This window comes from Psychroflexus montanilacus (assembly GCF_020164535.1).
Lineage (GTDB): Bacteria > Bacteroidota > Bacteroidia > Flavobacteriales > Flavobacteriaceae > Psychroflexus > Psychroflexus montanilacus.
Genome location: NZ_JAIQZC010000001.1, coordinates 477,834 through 497,440, shown reverse-complemented (window position 1 = coordinate 497,440; position 19,607 = coordinate 477,834). Strand labels below are relative to the sequence as shown.

Annotated in this window: 18 protein-coding genes, 1 other RNA gene and 1 pseudogene; 7 read left to right on the top strand and 13 right to left on the bottom strand. The window is 36.2% G+C overall.

Annotated elements, in window-relative coordinates; all coding sequences use genetic code 11:
- Positions 1-246: 246 nt before the first annotated feature.
- The 6 genes and pseudogenes from LB454_RS02365 to LB454_RS14080 all read left to right on the top strand — a co-directional run bounded on the left by LB454_RS02365 (position 247) and on the right by LB454_RS14080 (position 3,100).
- Positions 247-480, top strand: coding sequence for a hypothetical protein (locus tag LB454_RS02365; RefSeq protein WP_224462721.1), 234 nt, complete (start codon positions 247-249; stop codon positions 478-480).
- Complete coding sequence (locus LB454_RS02360; protein ID WP_224462720.1) at positions 480-797, top strand: type II toxin-antitoxin system RelE/ParE family toxin; 318 nt, start codon at positions 480-482, stop codon at positions 795-797. Before LB454_RS02365 ends, LB454_RS02360 begins: the two co-directional genes overlap by 1 nt.
- A 202-nt stretch (positions 798-999) precedes the next feature.
- Positions 1,000-1,500, top strand: coding sequence for a glycosyl-4,4'-diaponeurosporenoate acyltransferase CrtO family protein (locus LB454_RS02355; RefSeq protein WP_224462719.1), 501 nt, complete (start codon positions 1,000-1,002; stop codon positions 1,498-1,500).
- Positions 1,501-1,623: 123 nt separating this feature from the next.
- The gene (locus LB454_RS02350) at positions 1,624-2,553 is read left to right on the top strand and encodes a DUF5996 family protein (protein WP_224462718.1); all 930 of its coding nucleotides are present in this window, start codon (positions 1,624-1,626) and stop codon (positions 2,551-2,553) included.
- Positions 2,554-2,572: 19 nt separating this feature from the next.
- Positions 2,573-2,773 (top strand): annotated as a pseudogene (locus LB454_RS14085) ((4Fe-4S)-binding protein); the annotation flags it as partial.
- Positions 2,774-2,776: 3 nt separating this feature from the next.
- Positions 2,777-3,100 carry a GNAT family N-acetyltransferase gene (locus tag LB454_RS14080; protein ID WP_224463859.1) on the top strand — a complete coding sequence of 108 codons (324 nt, stop codon included), beginning with the start codon at positions 2,777-2,779 and terminating at the stop codon, positions 3,098-3,100.
- A gap of 2 nt (positions 3,101-3,102) precedes the next feature.
- On the opposite strand, the gene istB is transcribed toward LB454_RS14080, so the two are convergent.
- The 9 genes from istB to ssrA form a co-directional block, all read right to left on the bottom strand.
- On the bottom strand, positions 3,103-3,840 hold the full coding sequence (gene istB, locus LB454_RS02335) for an IS21-like element helper ATPase IstB (protein WP_224462717.1): 738 nt from the start codon (positions 3,838-3,840) through the stop codon (positions 3,103-3,105).
- 23 nt (positions 3,841-3,863) lie between these two features.
- Complete coding sequence (locus tag LB454_RS02330) at positions 3,864-4,823, bottom strand: Mu transposase domain-containing protein (protein WP_224462716.1); 960 nt, start codon at positions 4,821-4,823, stop codon at positions 3,864-3,866.
- Positions 4,820-5,419: a helix-turn-helix domain-containing protein gene (locus LB454_RS02325; RefSeq protein WP_224462715.1), complete on the bottom strand. Its 600-nt coding sequence runs from the start codon at positions 5,417-5,419 to the stop codon at positions 4,820-4,822. The genes LB454_RS02330 and LB454_RS02325 overlap by 4 nt, the downstream gene beginning before the upstream one ends.
- Before the next feature lie 384 nt (positions 5,420-5,803).
- The gene (locus tag LB454_RS02320; RefSeq protein ID WP_224462713.1) at positions 5,804-6,925 is read right to left on the bottom strand and encodes a 6-bladed beta-propeller; all 1,122 of its coding nucleotides are present in this window, start codon (positions 6,923-6,925) and stop codon (positions 5,804-5,806) included.
- 36 nt (positions 6,926-6,961) lie between these two features.
- Positions 6,962-7,945 carry a purple acid phosphatase family protein gene (locus tag LB454_RS02315; protein ID WP_224462711.1) on the bottom strand — a complete coding sequence of 328 codons (984 nt, stop codon included), beginning with the start codon at positions 7,943-7,945 and terminating at the stop codon, positions 6,962-6,964.
- A gap of 1 nt (position 7,946) precedes the next feature.
- Complete coding sequence (locus tag LB454_RS02310; RefSeq protein ID WP_224462709.1) at positions 7,947-10,709, bottom strand: TonB-dependent receptor; 2,763 nt, start codon at positions 10,707-10,709, stop codon at positions 7,947-7,949.
- Between the two features lie 171 nt (positions 10,710-10,880).
- Positions 10,881-12,452, bottom strand: a complete 1,572-nt coding sequence (locus tag LB454_RS02305) for a tetratricopeptide repeat protein (RefSeq protein ID WP_224462707.1) — start codon at positions 12,450-12,452, stop codon at positions 10,881-10,883.
- A 249-nt stretch (positions 12,453-12,701) separates the two neighbouring features.
- Positions 12,702-13,922, bottom strand: a complete 1,221-nt coding sequence (locus LB454_RS02300) for a site-specific integrase (protein WP_224462704.1) — start codon at positions 13,920-13,922, stop codon at positions 12,702-12,704.
- Between the two features lie 259 nt (positions 13,923-14,181).
- Positions 14,182-14,583: a transfer-messenger RNA gene (gene ssrA, locus LB454_RS02295) on the bottom strand.
- 280 nt (positions 14,584-14,863) lie between these two features.
- Here ssrA and LB454_RS02290 point away from each other — a divergent pair.
- Positions 14,864-16,069: an NAD(P)-dependent oxidoreductase gene (locus LB454_RS02290; RefSeq protein ID WP_224462702.1), complete on the top strand. Its 1,206-nt coding sequence runs from the start codon at positions 14,864-14,866 to the stop codon at positions 16,067-16,069.
- Between the two features lie 348 nt (positions 16,070-16,417).
- On the opposite strand, the gene LB454_RS02285 is transcribed toward LB454_RS02290, so the two are convergent.
- The 4 genes from LB454_RS02285 to gcvT form a co-directional block, all read right to left on the bottom strand.
- Positions 16,418-17,041: an NAD(P)H-dependent oxidoreductase gene (locus tag LB454_RS02285; protein WP_224463858.1), complete on the bottom strand. Its 624-nt coding sequence runs from the start codon at positions 17,039-17,041 to the stop codon at positions 16,418-16,420.
- Between the two features lie 87 nt (positions 17,042-17,128).
- Complete coding sequence (locus LB454_RS02280) at positions 17,129-17,413, bottom strand: 4a-hydroxytetrahydrobiopterin dehydratase (protein WP_224462700.1); 285 nt, start codon at positions 17,411-17,413, stop codon at positions 17,129-17,131.
- 52 nt (positions 17,414-17,465) lie between these two features.
- Positions 17,466-18,272 (bottom strand): sugar nucleotide-binding protein, encoded by an 807-nt coding sequence (locus LB454_RS02275; protein ID WP_262902754.1) that lies wholly within the window; start codon positions 18,270-18,272, stop codon positions 17,466-17,468.
- A gap of 229 nt (positions 18,273-18,501) precedes the next feature.
- Positions 18,502-19,584 carry a glycine cleavage system aminomethyltransferase GcvT gene (gene gcvT / locus LB454_RS02270; protein WP_224462698.1) on the bottom strand — a complete coding sequence of 361 codons (1,083 nt, stop codon included), beginning with the start codon at positions 19,582-19,584 and terminating at the stop codon, positions 18,502-18,504.
- Between the last annotated feature and the right edge of the window lie 23 nt (positions 19,585-19,607).

Sequence of the window (19,607 nt, the reverse complement as noted above, 5' to 3'; positions counted from 1 at the left end):
TACAATTCTAAACAATGAGTGGTTTTAAGTCCTTTCAGGGCTTCTGTGGTATTGCCTAAGTTGGATTTATGCTTTTACGTTATTTGGCTAATTTTATAAAATATGGGTTTGTGGTGTGTGTATTTGCTATGAACTTGTATTTTTAGAGATGTATAATGAGTGGTAACAAGCTCAAAAAATCGTTTAACCAAGAAAGATATTGATTGAATTTGATAATTTAGTATCTTTGATTAAAAGAAACTCGAAATGAATATTGAAGCTCGAAAAATAGAATTTATTCAAGAATTCTTAAAACTTCAAAGCGAGGAGGCAATTTCCAAGCTTGAGAACATATTGAAAAAGGAAAAAGACACTTCTGACGAAAGGATTTTTGATCCAATGACCATTGATGAGTTAAATAAACGAATTGACAAATCAGAATCGGATTTCAAAAACAATCGATTTAAAACAAGTTCTGAACTTTTAGCCAAATACGAATAATGAATTTTAAAATTATTTGGTCAGAATTTTCGGAAACTCAACTCGACGAAATTTATGAGTATTACGAAAAGAAAGCCAATTTAAAAATTGCTAATAAAATTGTAACTGGAATAATCAAAGAATCGGAAAAATTAATCAAAGCCTCTTTCATTGGACAAGAAGAAGAGTTACTTAAAGATAGAGAAATTCATTATCGTTATTTGATTTTCAAAAACTACAAAATAATATATTCGGTTGATGAACAAAACAGATTCATAAAAATTGCTGATGTATTTGATACTCGACAAAATCCACCGAAAATAAAACGAACAAAATAAAGCCTGATTACCAACAACCCTAAGCCTTGTACTCGTCCGTATGGAACGGGCGGGCAAGCCACTACAGCTCTAACAATGAGTTGTTTTAAGCTCTTCTTAGGGTTTTTGTTTTTTTAATAGAGTAGGGTTTATGCTTTTACGTTATTTGGCTCATTTTATAAAAATGTGGGAGGAGGTCAATATGAAGGCAAAATAAAAAATAATGGAAGATATAATTTCTGGATTTGTATTTGGATTATCAATGTCATTTATCTCTTGGATAGTTGGAATGATAGTTAACAGTATTCTGATGAAGACAGATTTCTATAATAAACTATCAAATCTGAATTTTATAAAAAGTAAAGATTTAAACAAAAAAATCGGAATGAAACCTTTTAAGTGGATAGTTAAGAATTCATTTTTCAAATTTTTTAATCAGAAAATTAAGGTGGAAAACCAAAATGACGACTTGACTGAAATACGTAAAGAAATGACCTTATCTGAAATAAGTCATTTAATCGGATTTATTTTTGTGACAGTAGTTGCAATATATTTTAGTTTTACCAAAAGCCCTATAGTTGGAATAACAATGATGGTTCCTAATATTTTCATGAATTTATATCCTTCTTTATTGCAACAAGAGAACAAGAGACGAATAGATATTTTACTAAAGAGAAAGAAAACTCTAGCTAACAGCGCATCCAATGAAAACCAATCCTTTTGATCTTCATTTAATTTATAATATTTTCTTTTAAGCCCTATCTTATTCATTACTAGTTTTTTAAATCAAATTTTCTATACTACTTAAATTTAATTTAGTAATTTAGGTTTATTAAGTATCCGAATTATGGAGAATTCACTAAACCTTCCAGAGCTAACCTATATTGGTAATGAAGACAAGAAAATGACCCTTCATTTGTTCTTGCAGATCATGGGTAAAATTCGGTTAAAAATGACCTCCAGAAAAAACCACTGGTGGTACGTGACCGAGTATGTCAATACTCAGGGGTTAACAACTGGTGCTATTCCCTATAATTCAGGTCTCGAAAAATTCAGCATGACTTTAAATGTCATTCATCATAAATTGGAGGTCAGCACCAGTAAAGGAGAACTTGAGAGTTTTTCCTTGCACGAAAGTCTTACAGTGGCAGATTTTTACAATAAGTTGCTCGGTATTACCCAGAAACTCAATATTCCAGTCTCAATTTTGGATGTTCCTTTTGGTTTGGGAATCGATAAATCTTTTGGGGAGATTAACGAATACCAGCATTATGATAAGAAGTATACCGAAAATCTATGGCGAAGTTTACTTTGGGTTGATGATGTTTTTACAGAGTTCAGTGGTCGTTTTTACGGAAAAACCTGTCCCGTGCATCTCTATTGGCATTCCATGGATTTAGCGGTAACTCGTTTTTCTGGGAATGAAGCGCCCCCAATGGGGGTTGATGCTCGACTATCTGACAAAGATGCTTATTCGCATGAATGCATCAGTTTTGGTTTTTGGGCGGGTGATGATAATATAAAAGAACCTGCATTTTATTCCTATACCTACCCATCTCCTAAAGGCTTAGATAAAGAAGTTTTATTTCCATCCTCAGCGGAGTGGGTGAGTAGTAACGGAAGTGCTATGGCGATTTTGAAATATAATAATTTGCTGGCAGAGCATGATCCAAGAAAGACATTGCTGGATTTTATGGAATCAGCCTATCAGGCAGGAGCCAAAAAAGCCAATTGGGATCTTGAAAAACTCCATGTGCCTCCACTAGACCATCTGTAAAACCTTAAAAGAATAACTAATGAAAACCAAGGCCTATTCAAACGGAGAGATTACCATTTTATGGAAACCTGAGAAATGTATACATACTGGTATATGTGTTAACACATTACCTAAAGTCTATAATCCAAAATCAAAACCATGGATAACCCCTGAAAATGCCACTTCCAAGGAATTAATTGACCAAGTAGAGAAATGCCCTTCAGGTGCATTGAGTATCAAGGAGATGCAGGGTAATGTTAAAATAGAACGTGAAGACAACGGTAAAAAAGGACGTTATGTGATTTACTACAATGAAGAATTTGCGGGAGAGATGACCTTCACTTGGGCAGGAAAAACAAAGTTTATTATAGACCATACAGGGGTAGAGGACAAATTTTCAGGAAAAGGACTCGGAAAAAAATTAGTGATGAAATCAGTTGACTTTGCTAGAGAAAACAATGTGAAAATCATACCGCTTTGTCCTTTTGGCTATTTCGGAGTGATGGTGCCACCTGTTTCGGTCAAACAGTGCCACTTTGAAAGATACTGCAATTATATAAAAAATTAATATTACTCGTTCTTTAATGCTCCTTTTCTTAATGATTCTCCTTTGAGGTCGATCCGATGTGAGGAGTTCACGATCCTGTCCAGAATTGCATCTGCTATAGTTCCTTCTCCAATTATATCATACCAGGCCGATACGGGTATTTGTGATGATATAATTGTGGAGGCTTTGTTGTACCGGTCATCTATTATATCCATAAGGGTTTCCCTGGCGTGATTATCAAAACTCTGCAGGCCAAAGTCATCGAGGATCAGTACATCCGCTTTGATGAGTTTCCCCAGCTCCTTAAGGTAAGTACCATCTACTTTACTAAGTTTTAATTTCTTAAAAAGGCGGGCGGTGTTGGTGTAAATGGTTTTGTATTCCATCATACACCCCTGATGTCCTAAAGCCTGGGCTAAATAACTTTTACCTACGCCGGACGCCCCAGTAAGGATAATATTCTCCTTTCTGGTGATAAAATCCAGTGTCCCCAGACGGGTAAACATGTTCTTGTCCAGGTTGCGTTGCTGAGTGTAATTTACATCGGCCAGGTTCGCCTCTTGTTTAAAGCTAGCCTGTTTTAAGAGTCGCTCTATCTTGCGGTTCTGCCGGTCTTCCCATTGGTGATCGATCAGCAGTGCCAGATATTCGTCGGCAGTAATATTCTCTATGCGGTTGTCCTTTATGTGCTGCAGGTGCAACTGAGCCATAGCCTCCAAGCGCATTTGTTTTAATTTTTCAATAGTCTGATTATTGTTCATATTTATTAAATTTTAATGGTTTATTATTGATATGCAGAAGCACCCCGCAAGTTATCGTGCTTGGGGATGTGTGGTTTATCTTCTTCGAGGTCTTTGTAAAACAGGGAGCTTTTGTCCAGGTTATTTTTCAGGATATTTTTAATGCGCAGGTAAGTAACTGCCTCTGCTTGCAAAGCTCTTTTACAGGCGTTGTCCAATCGCTGGGAGCCATAGGATTTATGAAGCTGGATGACCCCCATAGCCCGTTTGTATCCTATTTCAGGATAGTCCACTGCGGTGATTATTTTCTCGATACAGCCCAGCACGTGCTTGCCATGTATGGCCGCTTTCTTTTTAAAAAATTCAGGGCTCCAGTCGCTATAGTATTTATGGGTACTGCTTAAATGATCTTTGTTGGTATTGTAACTGCCTTTTGATGGGTTGCGCTGGTGTAGGGCGATCCGCTGATGATAGTAATATACTTCTACCACGGAACTGGTATAATGGATGGTGGTTTCCTTACCTATGTAACGATAGGGTGCGCTGTAATAGCTTTTATCTGGGGAGAAGTATACATAGCCTATTTTCTGAACCTTGGCCCTTCGGTACCCTTTCAGTTCGTAGCCTATCTCTGGCAGTGGTTTTAGGTATTCCCGCTCCACCGATTGGAAGAGTTCTCTGCGACTGGCTTCTTTGCGGGAGAACAACAGATCATTGTACCGCTCCAGCAAGCGTTTTATCTCCTGGTTCAGATCTTCTAAAGAGAAGAAGCTTATCTCCCGAAGGGGATAATAGATCCGCTGATAGGCAAGGTTTACGGCATTCTCCACCAAGGCTTTATCTTGTGGGGCATAGCCCCGGGCAGGATTGATCACACAGCCGTAATGCCTTGCGAAGTCTTTAAAACTCCTGTTGATGTCAGCCTCATACCTGCTGGCACGGGTAACCGCTGATTTTAGGTTGTCGGAGACAATTGCTTTAGGGACGCCCCCGTAAAAGTTCAAGGCATTACAGCAAGAGAGGCAATCAGGTCCTCTCGTTTCTGACTCCTGCAGGCTTCCACGTAGGTGTACTGGCTACTGGGAAGGATGGCCACAAATACTTCTACAGGGATCACTTCCCCGGTTTCCTTATCAATAATGTGGAGCTTTTTGCCGGCATAGTCGATAAAGACTTCATTCCCAGGATCATGTTCAAGTTTCATCGAACCTTTAACCTTCGCATATTTGCGTCGGTAGTGTTCCATAAACTGGGTATAGCCATAAGGATCTTTGGCCTGCGCTACATATTCCTGATAATGGTATAAAAAAGTAAATCCTGGATGATTCCTGGCTTTATTGATCCCCTCAAAATACAACATCAGTTCCTCATAGCGAGGGTTGTCAATAGTAGTGTGAGGTGGAAAAAGCTTTTCTAAGCCAGCATTATTAAGGTTCAATAATTCTTTCAGAGAAAAGCCGCTGGCCTTGAACAGGCGCATATAAGCATTTACCGTATTACGGGAGATCCCAAGGGTGGCGCCTATTTTACGGTTGCTAAATCCATCGAGATGTAAGGATATAATTTGTTTTAAGTCCATTGGATCAAGTGTATTGGCCATATCGCTTGTTTTTAAGCGACAAGGTATTATTTACTTGATCTTTCAAAGTGGCACAAAACGAACCGATATAGGCTTAACTTAAAACCAAAAGTGGCACAATTTGAACCGAAATGCCTGGCACTAACCGACCGAAATCACTGGCACAAATCGATCCGAGTTATCCATCCTTTTGCTAAAAGAATATTTGACACTACTACAGAAATTCAAGATGTAAAGAGTTGAAATTCACTATTGCTTTAGAGCAATTGCACGAGTTCAAGCCAATGTAGCTCTAAACGCGATTTGTTTTAGAAGTACATACACAAATTAAAGCATAAAAAACCCTGAAGAATGAAAGTCTAAACTTCATTCTCCAGGGTTTTGGTTTACTATTCCCCTAATTAGTTATTCGCAGCTAGCTTTTAACCCTAACGACTCAGCGATTTCAGTCCAGGATATAGCAGTTACGCTTCCATCGTCATGTACTGGAAAAAATGCTCCATTATCAAAATCACCGAAGCTTTTTTGAGTCAATGCAACCCCATCTGTATTACTCGTGATCTCTCCACTGAAACTGCCTAAATGTTTAAGTGTTTTTCTATCAAATACTTCAAACTTATTATTCTCATAATCTTGATCTGTTGTTATGTAATAGCCTGTTGTATCTTTTTTACATTCAAATAGTGCAATGCCTTCTGGTTCACTATCAAAATAATCGCTACTAATTATTTCTCCTGTAAACTCACCTTCTGGCGAGTATATCTTAATGTTTCTTTGTTCGCTGTATTCATCAGCAATGAGTAAACGTTCCAGGTCTTCATCTATCAAAATAGACTCAACTTTATGCAAAACTCCATTTCCTTCAGTATCGCCGAAGGCTTTTTTGTGTTTGGAAGTTAGTTGATTTTCTTTAACCTCAAAACTGAACATGTGTACTCTTTCATTTAGTTCATCAACTGGAGGAATTTGCTCATCTTTAGTCTCATAATTATCTGTTACATAGGCAATAAAATTATTATCTGATTTTTTCATTACACTAATTCCGTAGGGTTTTTTTAGTGATTCTTGTCCGAAAAAACCCAAAGGCTCAAAGTTTGGTAAGTTGAAAACCTGTACACGATGATTGTCTCGTTCCACAATAAGTAAAAGGTTTTCAAATACAGTTATTCCATTAGGACGGCTAAACGCTCCTTCGCCTTCGCCAGATTCTCCAAATCTTTTTATAAATGAACCATCTTCTGCACTGTATACAATGATAGCATTTCCTTCTTTGGCAGTTGCCAATAACCAATGCTCACCATTTCCACCATGCCAAACCGCAGGGCTATCTACATTGTCTCCAGCATCTCTGTCGGTTTGAAATGCTTCTTTAATAACTGCAATGTCTTTGTTCTTAAGTGTATCTTGTGCTGATTGTTCTTTTTCTGCTTTCTTATCTTCAAGCGTATTTTTACAAGAGGTCAGTGATAAAATTAATAGCATGAATATGAAAGCAGTATAAAAAATTGGTTGAATTGAGGTTTTCATTAGTTGTATGTTTTGGATTATTAAATTCAGTTTCATTTATTTTTTGATTTCAGTTTGGTAAACAACGTCACCTTTCCAGTTTATTACTTGTACCCACATTTTCTCTTTCAAAAGTGAAACGACCATAAAGCCAGATTCAGAATTAGAAAATTTGGTATAAGGTAATTTGCCTGTGGGTCTTGTTTCGGCTCCTGCACCAGAAACAAAATGATGCGTTGTAATCCCTTCTGGTTTTTGATGCTGTAAGTCATGCTCATGTCCAGCAAAATAGGCGTCAACTTTGTACTTTTCTAGTATAGGTTCCAGATGTTTTTTCACATAGGGGATATCATCTTTGCGTTTACCAGAAGAATAAAACGGATGATGACCTATCACAATATTCCAGTCTGCAGTAGAGCTTTGTAGTGTTTTTTGGAGCCATTTTTTTTGTGCTAAGCTATCTTGATGAGTTACATTTTTGTATTTCTCTCTGTTATAATATGAATCTTCAAAAGGTGAAGTGTCTAGAAAAATAAAGCGGGCTTTACTATTAGCATCTTCGAGATCTATGTCTTTATAGTAGTAGCGATCTGGCATTTTCCAGCGTTGGCTAATTTCCGAATAATCGATTATGGCTTGAGAATTTCCGCGGTATTCGTGATTGCCCAGAGTGATGTACCAGGGACAAAACAGATTGAATCCTTCGTAAATATCTTCAAAACTTGATTTGAAAAAGGGGTCATGAACGCTTGCAACTCCATCTGGGTAAAAGTTATCGCCAGTTGAAATAATGAACTCTGGTTCCAGGACAAATCCTGTTTGATGCATTATATCAGCCACTTCTTTTTGATGGAAATAGCCGTTCTTCCCCCAATCTCCAATGACAAAGAAATGCAAACCCTCTTCGTCCTGCTGTAGCTTATTTAAGCTTTCAGTTTCGTTTGAATTTACATAGGTTTTTGACAAGTCTTGCGAAGACAACTCTCCGATTAAGAAACCGTAAACCAGACATCCTATAATTTTAAGAATCATGGTTCTCATATTATAAGTCTAATCGGATTCCTACATTCATCCACCAAGAATAAAATTCCTGTTGCTCTGGTCTAGAGCTTACTCCGTTATAATATCTCAAAGGCGCATCTGTCAGATTCAAACCTTCAGCAAAAACGCTTAGATTCTTTCCTATTTTTTGGCTTACTGAGATATCGAGTTGTAATCTGTCATCATAAAAACGATCATTACTTGAATTGTCACGAAGTTCGTCTACAAAGGCTCCGTTATAGTTGGCTGCTATTCGACCGCTGAATCCACCTCTTTGATAAGAAAGCGCAGCATTACCAGAATTTTTACTTTGTCCGGGGAGAGTTACTTTTCTTACCTCTTCACTTGTTTCTCCCAGAACTTCAGCCTCGGACCAGGTGTAGGTATAGTTGAGAAAAATCCCGAAGTATTGAGCAAAGCCAGGCAAGAAATCGAGTTGTTGCTGTAGACTCAGTTCAAATCCAGCTAATTGAGCAGTGTCTCCATTCACAGGCTGCTCTGCTTCAAAACCTGCAAACTCTGGATCTTGAAAAATATATAATCTATTGTACCTAAAGTCTCTTATCTGCTTGAAAAAAGCACCTGCTGAAACTATTCCTAAAGAGGGTAAGTAATGCTCTCCCATGATATCAAAATTCAGCGATCGTGTTGGCTTCAAATCTGGATTTCCAAATTCAATTTCATTATCTTCACGATTGACGATTCTATAGGGCGCTAAGTCAAAATAATTTGGTTTTGCAAAAGTGCTGGTATGAGCAAAACGTAATACCGTCATATTATCAAAACGATAATTCACATGAAGCATCGGTAAGAAAAATTCAAAATTTCTTTCGGTGTTAATTTCTACAGCTTCAGGAATCAATTCACCATCTACATCAAATTCAACAGTATTTCCAAAGTAAGACGTCGCAGTATTTTCATAACGGAAACCTCCTATTATATTTAACTTATCCTTAGTCAGTTTTGTCATAACATAACCTGCATAAGTGTCTTCTGTAGAACGATAGTCTTCAGATTCGCTGTCTACAAAGGTATCTTCTTCTTCAAGCTCAAAATCAGCAGAATTGTTTCTAAAGAGACTGCTTATTTCCGATGGGTCTACAGACTGTCCAAAATCGTAACGACCTTCTAAAAAATCATTATCAACAAAATCTCCTAGTAAGTCTGTATAACCTAAATCACCTTCATATGAAAAGAACCTTTTGTTTGGATCCAGCATTTTTTCTTTCATCCTAAGAAGACCCCCAAATTTGAAATTTCCTTTAAAACTTCCTACCTGATAATTTGTAGAAAGATTGACTCTGCTGGTAAAGTGCTTATCGGTTGTGATTTCGCTAGAAGATTCGAATTCATCAAATGTATACTGTTGGTAATTTAGAACACCAGCACCACTAGGTGCGTCAGAAGACACATTAAATCGTGGGTAATCACTATCTGTGGTATCAAATTCCATAAAATCTATGCTTTCGCCATCATTATCTTCATATTCTTGTCCGAAGATGGTGACATATTCTGTTGGGGTGTCATTTTCTGCATAGGAATAAGAAAGCATATAGTCAATATCAAAATTATCACCAAGCGGATGTTCGCCCCCTAATGAAGCATTAAAGATGGACTGGACTTCGTATCGGTCTTTAAGTTCCCGTTCTACGGCATCAGTAGTGACGTTGACGCTTCTTCTAAATTCCTGATCTCCAAAACGGTTATAAATGGCATTGAGATAGATCTTAGAATAAGGAGAAAATTTATAGTCAAATGAAGAGGTAATCCCTAATCGTTCTCTTGTCAATTCATAATCTCTGAGTTCTACTTCTTCCACCTCCCCATCATCATACTCCATTTCATTATTGTTGGAAGCGCGATTGTCTAAGTCATAACTTCCAGCAACTAAAAACCCAAATTTTTCATCCTTTCCAAAACGTTTCCCATAAGTTATGGCACCTTGAGCTAGAACAGGGCTTAGGTCTTGTACTTGGTTGTTATAACCACTGGCTGCAGTTACATTAAAAATAGTCTGGCCTTCAATTGGTGTAAGCGTTTTTAGATTTACTGATCCTCCAACAGCATCACCATCCATATCAGGAGTAATTGCTTTATTCACCTCTATACTCGAAAGTACATTGGAGGGAATGACATCTAAAGCTATAAAACGTGCATCTCCTTCTGGAGAAGGAATTTGTTCACCATTAATACTTATAGAGTTAAGATTAGGATTTGTTCCTCGTATTTGAACAAAACGACCTTCACCTTGATCTCTAGTAATTGTAATCCCGGGAACGCGTTGTAATGCTTCAGCTACATTTTGATCTGGAAATCTACCGATTTGATCTGAAGATATCACGTTCATGATATTATCAGCATTTTTTTGTTCATTTAATGCTTTGGCTTGTCCATATCTATTCACATTGATCGTCACTTCATTGATCATGGAAATATCACTTTTAAGATCTACCGTGTCTATAATTTTATCCTGGTTCAAATCGATAGAAAGTGTTTCTTTTTTAAAGCCTAAATAATTAAAAGAAAGCTCGTGTTTACCTTCAGGAATTCGCAAAACATAGTTACCGTTCCGATCGGTTACTGTTCCTATAGACATGTCTACAACAATAACGTTTACTCCCATTAAAGGTCTGCCGTTTGATACATCAATTACTTTTCCTGATAACCTATGGTTTTGAGATTGAGAAAAGCCATAAAATGTTGTGAAAAAGAGAAAAAAGAGAAGCATCATTTTCCTAAATTCTACTGGTGTTTTGTGTTTCATTTTAGAAATATTTTAAGTTAGAACTAGTGTGCAAACCTATGATAGATAGAAACTTATTTATAAAATGGGTAGGCAACAAAGAGTGAACAAAGCAGTATTTTTATGGCTACAAGAAGGCAACAATTAAGATTAATTAACATTGAGTATACTTTGCCTAAACAATGACCGATTTTACTTTAATTCTTGGAGGAATTGAACGAGTTTTATTTCTGATTCTATGGGAAGTTTTTTTCTCAATCTGTAACGAGCTACTCGAACACTATCAGGGGTAATCCTTAAAATTGAAGCGATTTCTTTTGAAGACATTTTTAGACGAAGTAACATGGCAAGACGATATTCAGTAGTTGTGAGATTTTCGTTAATTATAGAGTTCAATTGCTTAAAAAAACGTGGATTTATTTCTTTAAAATAATTCATGAACTCATCCCATTCTTCGGATTGATTTAGTTCTCTATTTAAATCTTTGGCTAGCATTTTAATTTTTTGATGGACTTCCATTCCTGGTCTACTAGCTATATTGGTTAATGTACTGGATAGGTCTGCTATAAGTTTGTTTTTCTGCGCAATGTTCAAACTGTATTTGGTAAGTGAAGCTGTTTTAAGGTGTATTATGTCATTTAGCTTTTTTTCGATAATCGCTTTTTTGTCTAGCTCTGTTTTTAATAGCTTTTGTTCATAAGCTTGAACTCTATTTTTATCTCGTCGTTTTCGTTGCAAATGGATATAAAACACACCAGACACTAAGATAAAAGCAAAGGTTCCTCCAATTAGTAAATTTTGATTAGCATTTGTTATTTCATTTTGCTTGGTCAGCAATTCAATTTGAGCTTCTTTTTCTCGAGTCTCATAAACGGTCTGAAGTGTATTGATTTGCTTTAAATTTTTTGAAGAGAGGACCTCTTTTTCGATCTCATCGTATTTTTGAAAATACATATAAGCTTTTTCAAAGTCTTTTGTGTCTACAAAAATTTCTGATAAATCTTTATAAGCACTTTCCTGCTCATCTAGGTCCTTATAAGCTTTAGCAAGATTTAAGGCTTTTGTAGTAAACTCAACAGCTTCTTGATAGCTGCCAGTTTTTCTGTAGATATCCCCTAAATTATTCAAGACACTTATTCGATCTTTACTTTTATGCTCTTGAAAATAGGCATCGGATTTTTTGAAATATAGCAGAGCTTTATCAAACTGATTCAAATCTTCGTAAATGCTTCCAATGTTTTCGTTTACAATGGCTATCTGATGTTTATTGCCCAAATCTTCAAATATCAAAACGCTTTTTTGCTGATGTTCTAAAGCCTTTAAATAGTCCCCTTCTTTTTCAAAACAGGTTCCTAAAGCACTTTCAGCCATTCCAAGACCTTTCAAATAGTTTATCTTCTTTGAAACTGTGATTGATTTATCCAAATAATCCTTAGCCTTCTCAAAGTTTTTGTGAGTGATATATATGGAAGCAATTGTATTGGTGAGGTCCACCCTCAAAGCGTCTCGCTCTGGAACTATCCTTAAACTTTCGTAGTATTGTTCTATAGCTTCAGAATATAGTAAAGCTGTACGGTAGTATTCACCAAGTTCATAATGCTTTAAAGCAATGTTTTGTGGGGATTCATTTTTGTATGCTTTTTCAAGTTGTTTTTTCTTGAGCATATAAACAGAGTCCCCCTGGAAAATCTCATTTTCAGTAGAAATTGATGATAAGGGATAGCTTAAAGCAATATAGAATAAGAGAATTGAAACGACTTTCATGAATTGAAAAATTGAAAACCACTAAGGTTTATAATTTTTCATCAACCAGGTTTAAGCAAAAATCATCTTAATATCATTTCAATGTAAAAAATGTAATGGATATGATGTGTAATTTTAAATACAAATACTGTTTGAATTTGCATTAAAATTGATTGTGAAAGTTGTAGATATTAATTACGAATAGCAGAGAAATCAATAAAAAGGCTTTAAAAAAATTTCTTTAAAAATAGTATAGCTCCTGAATCTAAGTTATTTATTTTCCAGTTTCTCTTTTAATATTTTCATGTCATCACTGATTTTGCGATCAACAATTTTTGCATAATGTTGGGTTGTTCTAAGATCTTTATGGCCGAGCATTTTGCTTACAGATTCAATGGGAACTCCATTGGTGAGAGTAACGGTAGTTGCAAAAGTATGACGGGCTAGGTGAGTAGTAAGGGTTTTTGTAATTCCACATAATGTTGCGATCTCTTTTAGAAATGCATTAGATTTTTGATTGCTTAAAACTGGTAGAATACAATCTCCTTTTTGAACTTCAGGGTGTGTCTTATAACGTTCAATTATTTCTTCTGCAATTGGTAGTAAAGGAATACTACTTAGTGATTTTGTCTTTGTTCGCCTGATGCGTATCCACTTTTCCCCATCTATGCCAGTGGTGATATCATTTGAATTTAATTTTTTTACATCAGAATAGGCTAGACCAGTATAACAACTAAATACAAACATATCACGAACTAATTTCAGCCTTTCAAAATGCAAGTCTTTTTCAATCAAAGTCTTTATTTCTTTTTCATTCAAGAATTCTCGCTCAACGGATTCAAACTGTACTTTGTAATTATAAAAAGGATCTCTATCCATCCATTGATTGGCCAATGCTATCCTGATAATTTTTTTAAAATTATTGACGTATTTAAGTGCCGAATTATGATTGCACCCTCTTTTTGTTTTTAAGAAGTATTCAAATTTAGTAATGAATTGAGGGTTAATGTCATTCATAACCCAATCATCTGATTTAAATTCTTCATTGATGAACTGTTCTACATGATTATAACAGGTCCAATAACGCTTAGCAGTGCTTTCTGAGATGCTTTTGCCTGAAAGCCGATCCATTTGTTGATTATGTTCTTTAAAGGCCTCTAAAGTCATTTTAGGCTTCTTTTTATTTTCGCCCTTCAATATACTTACCATTACTTCAGCTGTAATCGGCTGGTCATTATCTGACAATATCTGGTGAATTTTATTAAGCTTATGCCGAATATTATTAATGTGGGTATTGATCTCTTTTGCAGTTTGGTTATTTCCCATAACCTTCTGCATTTTAGAATGCCAGAATTCCGGTTGTATTCTTCGGGAAATACTAAATTCTTTTCTTTTACTGTCGACTGTAATGCGTAGATAAATAGGTGCAAGACCACGTTTATTTATCTTCTTATTTAGAAGGTGAAAGTGGGTGTGAAAATCGGTTCTCATAGGAAATTAAAATTTTAGGTCTCGATTGGTCACCTAAACTACCTAAAAAGAAGATAAAAAATAAAATTTTAACCTTATGTAAAGAATTGAAAAACAATGCTTTGAAGGCTTAGCGAGACCCCCTTTTGTAGTTGTACAATAGGTCACCGTATTGGTATCGCTTAAGATGATATTATTTGATATTAAATGATATTAGTAAAAACAAAAAACCCTGTAAATCATAGACTTACAGGGTTTATGTATGAGTTTAATACTCAAAAAGTGGAGTCGGGGAGACTCGAACTCCCGTCCAAACAAGCAATTCAATAGTTTTCTACACGCTTAGTTTTCTCTTGAGTTTTCGAGACAAAGCTGGCTGAAAACCACCTACTTTATCCTTATCCTTGATTAAGTTTCACCAAAGCATCAAGGCCCTGCTTTAGCTATATTTACTTTACCGGTGCCTCTGTTGCAAACGCCGTAAATCAAGGCTTTTGCGAGACATCTTAGCTCCCAACCTTGTTGGGATTAAGCATATCCTACTGTGATTCGGATTATGCAGCCAAGGCGTAGTTATCTTCGCCGTTTAAAAAAGTGTGAAACATGAGATTTACGAGCTATATCCCAGCGCTCGGCGTGCTTACCATTCAATTGGTCTTGCTGTCAAAACCAAATCGACCCCAATTAAATAAGTGAAGCTGTATAACTGCTTTCACGTCAATGAACATGTTTTGGGCGTTGCCCTTCCCTCCCAAAGCCTTGAGAGGGAAGGGTCGGGCTATCCGCTGTATCCCCGATCCCCAATGCTTTGGGGATCGGGGGATGCCGCTTCTATCCCTTACGCAGATTTCCCGTTAATTTAAATCTTACAGACTAAAGCCAGCGTTTCGTTTCCAAAACAGGAATGTAAAAATAGATATTAATCCTATCTTTGAAGCAAAAATCATCTTAAAATACGAGGCATGACCATAGGACTTATCAAAGAAAGAAAAACACCACCAGATCGAAGGGTTGTCTTTTCACTTCTAAAAGCAGCCGAAGTTCAAAGTCAATTCAATGACCTTAAATTTATAGTAGAACCTTCCAGTATTCGCATATTTTCAGATGAAGCCTACGCCAAAGCAGGCCTTGAGGTTTCAGAAAATCTATCAGCTTGTGATGTACTTTTAGGGGTCAAGGAAGTACCTATAGAGGCACTCATCCCAAATAAATCCTATTTTTTCTTCTCCCATACCATCAAAAAACAACCTTACAACAGAGACTTACTCAAAGCGGTTTTAGATAAAAACATTGAACTGTTTGATCATGAGGTCATCACAGGACCCAATGGCAACCGTTTGATAGGTTTTGGTCGATATGCAGGCTTAGTTGGGGCTTACAACGGGTTCAGAGCCTTAGGTTTACGCGATCAACTCTTTGATTTACCTAAAGTGGAGAACCTTCCAGATTTAGAAGCCCTAAAGCACGAACTCAACCACATAAAAATACCAAAACTTAAGATTTGTCTTTCAGGTTTAGGGAAAGTCGCCAGAGGTGCCAAAGAGATTTTAGACCATTTACAGATCAAAGAAGTGGGAGTAGAGGACTACCTCCATTCTACATTCGATGAACCCGTTTATACAGTGATTGATGTGATGGATTATAACAAAAGAAAGGATGGAAAACCTGGAAAGATTTCAGAATTCTTTTTAGATCCAACACCTTACGAATCTAATTTTATGCGTTTTGCCAAAGTCACCGATTTCTTTATTGCTGGGCATTTTTATGGTGATAATGCCCCGTATTTGTTTACCAGAGAAGATGCAAAACAGCTTGATTTCAAAATTAACTTGATTGCCGATATTAGTTGTGATATAGATGGGCCTGTGGCCTCTACCATAAGACCCTCAACAATCGCCGATCCATTTTATGGTTACGATCCTCAAACAGAAGAGGAGGTCGGCTTTGATGCCAAAGATGCCATCACAGTAATGGCTGTTGATAATTTGCCTTGCGAATTGCCCAAAGATGCCAGTGAAGGCTTCGGCGATATGTTTGCCGAACATGTGATTCCTGCATTTTTCAATGGAGATTTAGACGGAATCTTGGAACGTGCCAGAATGACAAAGAATGGTAAACTAACTCCCAGATATGACTATTTACAAGATTTTGTAGAGGGGAAGGAATAATGTTTAATTATTGGAATTTAAAATCAAGAATTATGAATTAAGAGTCAAGAAACAGGACCATTAGAATCAAGACTGTTGATTAAAAAATCTATTAATCGTCTATGTCTTAATCTTATATTCTAATGTTGTCGTTATTCTTGTTTTTTGGTTTGTAAACAGAAAACTTAAGTCTTTTCGAATAATTTAATAAGATGAATTGAGCCTAAACTATTAAAAAAAGAACATTGGGTAAGGTCATTTCTTTGACAAGTAAAGGCAGTAGAGCTTGACAATAACAAATCCCTAATTTCTATTCACTAACAACTATCGACGATTTGACTCAGAACTCAAAACTACCTTACTCAAGAACTAATATTCTATAATCGTCTCTTCCTGCGGACGTCTCACTTTTTTGAAATCAGCAAACTTATCATCTTCTGCTCTATAGCCAATCGGTAGGACTAAGGCTGAGGAAATTCCTTTGTCGTGAAGATTTAAAATATCATCGTAAGCCTTGTTTTCAAAACCTTCCATAGGGCAGGCATCAATTTTTTCTGCTGCACAAATCGTCAGTAAATTTCCCATAGCTAAATAGGCTTGATTTATGCCCCAGGCTTTGATCTGTTGGTCATTTCTGTTGGTGAAATCTTTGATCAAAAAATCTCTAAAAGGTTTTACGATTTCATCTTCCGCTTTTCGAATTTCTTTTTGCAGTTCAAAATTATGATTAATGAATTTTTCGTCTACTGTGTTTTCAATGCAAATCACCAGAATATGTGAAGCTGTTTTTACCTGAATTTGATTGTAACTATGCTCAAACAAGCGGTCTTTTAAATTCTGATCCTTAATTATAACCAATCTTATAGGTTGTAAACCATAAGAGGTTGGCGTGAGGTTGAAGCCTTTTTTTAAAAGTTCAATTTTATCAGAATCTATTTTTCTGGAATCGTCAAATTTCTTTGTTGCGTACCTCCATTTTAAAGCATCAATCATGTCCAAAATTAATTTTGGAAGCAAATATATGATTATGCTTTAGATTGTGTTTAACTATTGAAATAATTAACTCAACTTTTGTTAAAATTAGGCAGAGATAATTTCTTCAATTCGTTCTGCAAATTCAAAATCTTTATTGGTAACTCCACCCGCATCGTGTGTTGATAACGAGATTTCAAGATTATTGTATACATTAAACCAATTTGGATGGTGCTGCAAAGCTTCTGCTTCAAAAGCAATTCTTGTCATCGCAGCAAAGGCTTCTTTAAAATTTTCAAACTCTAATTTGGTATGTATGGCGTTTTCATTGAACGTCCAGCCTTCAAACTTTTCTAAACGTGCTTCTATCTCTGCGTCTTGTAATGGTTTCATATCTATTACTTTTTATTTCAATTTACGATTTTGAACACAGACTGAGTAGAGATTAGGAAACTTTTACAGAGTTTTGTATCACTTCCTCTATGGTGATCTGTAAATTTTTTGGTAAGATATTTTCTTTAGGGATCACGGCTATGTAGCGATCTTCATTAGAATTATATACATTCTTGAAAATAGGTTCTTCCAAATCAAGACCCTTTAGGATGTCGTAAACCAATTCTTTGTGATGAATCAAATCCCTGCTGCCCAAATGGTAGACACCTTCCAGTTCTCTATTGATGATATAGTGCATCTGCTGAGCAAATTTATCATGAGTGGTTGCATTGATGACTACATTGGGAAACACTTCAATCGGTTCTTTCAAGTCGTGCATTAATTTCAACTCTTTCACTCTTGGAGAATTATGACCATAAATCATTGGTAATCTTACGATATTGTACAAATGATTAGGAAGTCTAAGCAGTGCATTTTCAATTTTGATTTTGAATCTGCCATAAACACTTTCAGAAAGTGTTTTGTCATATTCGTATGATGGGTAGTTAGTAAATACATCAAACACATTGGCAGACGAAATGAAAATTAATTTCTTTTGAAATTTGATGAGGTAAGCAATAATTTCAAAATGAATATGAGTTTGAGCAGAGAAATCTCCTCTTATCGCTGAAATAATGAGATCAGGCGCCAATTCATCTAGTAAAAGACTGATGGTTTCGGTTTCTGCATCCCATTGAAACATACGCTGATTTTCTTCCAAAACAGGATTATCTCTGGAGTAGGTGCCATAGACATCATAATAAGGAGATAATTCTTTATAAAGAACATTTCCTAAAAAGCCGCTAGCGCCAAGAATCAATATTTTTTTGGTGTGTTTGATAATGTTTTTTTTAAATAAGCATTTTATAATGTCATTTCGAGAACAGTCGAGAAGTCATTAGGTCTCTATTTTAAAATGTTTTATTTGAAGCCAAAAAGCTTTATAAGGCTAGCTATAATCTAACCAGGCTTATTAACAATTAATTTTTTTAAATAAAGTGAGCCATTTCTAAACTAGAAACGGCTCAATGGTCTAGCTTATTATATGATTAAGCCTTGTAAAATGGTGGTTTTACAATAACTGCTTTTATTTGTTTCTTTCGGATTTGTATTAAAATTTCTGTTCCAAATTTGGCATATTCAGTTTTGACATAACCCATGCCGATGGCTTTTTTGAGACTAGGAGACATGGTGCCCGAAGTAACGTGCCCAATATTATCACCTTCAGTAGTCAACAAGTCATATCCATGTCTTGGAATACCTTTTTCAATAACTTCAAAGGCAACAAGTTTCCTGGAAGGACCCTTTTCCTTTTCTTCTTTTAAAGCTTCAGCATTGATAAAGTCTTTGGTAAATTTTGTAATCCATCCAAGTTTAGCTTCAATTGGAGAAGTAGTTTCATCTATATCGTTCCCATACAAACACATGCCCATTTCTAGTCTTAAAGTATCTCGGGCTGCAAGTCCGATGGGCTGTATGCCAAAATCTTTTCCTGCTTCAAGAACAGCCGTCCAGATATGCTCGGCATCTTTATTTTTAAAATAAATTTCAAAACCACCGCTCCCGGTATAGCCCGTGGCCGAAATGATGACGTCTTGAGCTCCTGCAAATTCTCCAACTTCAAAATGGTAAAATTTGATAGCTGTAAGGTCGAGCGGTGAAATGCTTTGCATAGCCTCTACTGCTTTAGGTCCTTGTATGGCCAAAAGTGAATAGTCATCAGACAAATCTGAAAGTTTGGCGTCAAAACTATTGTGGGAGTTGATCCATTCCCAGTCTTTTTCGATATTGGATGCATTCACGACCATCATGAACTTCTCATCATGAAATTTATAGATGATCAGATCATCTACAATGCCACCGGTTGAATTTGGCATACAGGTATACTGAGCCTGTCCATCAACAAGTTTGGAGGCATCGTTTGTAGTGACTTTTTGTATAAGATCCAGTGCCTGTTTTCCTTCTACAAAAAATTCTCCCATGTGAGATACATCAAAAACACCAAGATGTTGCCGAACTGTCTCGTGTTCTTCGTTGACGCCTTTGTAAGAAACAGGCATTTCGTAGCCCGCAAAAGGAACCATCTTGGCTCCCAGCTGGTGATGAATATGGTTAAGTGCAGTTGATTTCATAGAGTCTTTTTTTCGTCTGCAAA

Bases quoted from the DNA above. Each gene is read 5' to 3' on its own strand.
- LB454_RS02355 (WP_224462719.1), top strand. From the start codon at position 1,000: ATGGAAGATATAATTTCTGGATTTGTATTTGGATTATCAATGTCATTT.
- LB454_RS02285 (WP_224463858.1), bottom strand. From the start codon at position 17,041: ATGATTGATGCTTTAAAATGGAGGTACGCAACAAAGAAATTTGACGAT.
- LB454_RS02300 (WP_224462704.1), bottom strand. From the start codon at position 13,922: ATGAGAACCGATTTTCACACCCACTTTCACCTTCTAAATAAGAAGATA.
- LB454_RS02325 (WP_224462715.1), bottom strand. From the start codon at position 5,419: ATGGCCAATACACTTGATCCAATGGACTTAAAACAAATTATATCCTTA.
- LB454_RS02305 (WP_224462707.1), bottom strand. From the start codon at position 12,452: ATGAAAGTCGTTTCAATTCTCTTATTCTATATTGCTTTAAGCTATCCC.
- LB454_RS02350 (WP_224462718.1), top strand. From the start codon at position 1,624: ATGGAGAATTCACTAAACCTTCCAGAGCTAACCTATATTGGTAATGAA.
- LB454_RS02310 (WP_224462709.1), bottom strand. From the start codon at position 10,709: ATGAAACACAAAACACCAGTAGAATTTAGGAAAATGATGCTTCTCTTT.
- LB454_RS14080 (WP_224463859.1), top strand. From the start codon at position 2,777: ATGCAGGGTAATGTTAAAATAGAACGTGAAGACAACGGTAAAAAAGGA.
- LB454_RS02320 (WP_224462713.1), bottom strand. From the start codon at position 6,925: ATGAAAACCTCAATTCAACCAATTTTTTATACTGCTTTCATATTCATG.
- LB454_RS02280 (WP_224462700.1), bottom strand. From the start codon at position 17,413: ATGAAACCATTACAAGACGCAGAGATAGAAGCACGTTTAGAAAAGTTT.
- istB (WP_224462717.1), bottom strand. From the start codon at position 3,840: ATGAACAATAATCAGACTATTGAAAAATTAAAACAAATGCGCTTGGAG.
- LB454_RS02360 (WP_224462720.1), top strand. From the start codon at position 480: ATGAATTTTAAAATTATTTGGTCAGAATTTTCGGAAACTCAACTCGAC.
- LB454_RS02315 (WP_224462711.1), bottom strand. From the start codon at position 7,945: ATGAGAACCATGATTCTTAAAATTATAGGATGTCTGGTTTACGGTTTC.
- LB454_RS02365 (WP_224462721.1), top strand. From the start codon at position 247: ATGAATATTGAAGCTCGAAAAATAGAATTTATTCAAGAATTCTTAAAA.
- gcvT (WP_224462698.1), bottom strand. From the start codon at position 19,584: ATGAAATCAACTGCACTTAACCATATTCATCACCAGCTGGGAGCCAAG.
- LB454_RS02290 (WP_224462702.1), top strand. From the start codon at position 14,864: ATGACCATAGGACTTATCAAAGAAAGAAAAACACCACCAGATCGAAGG.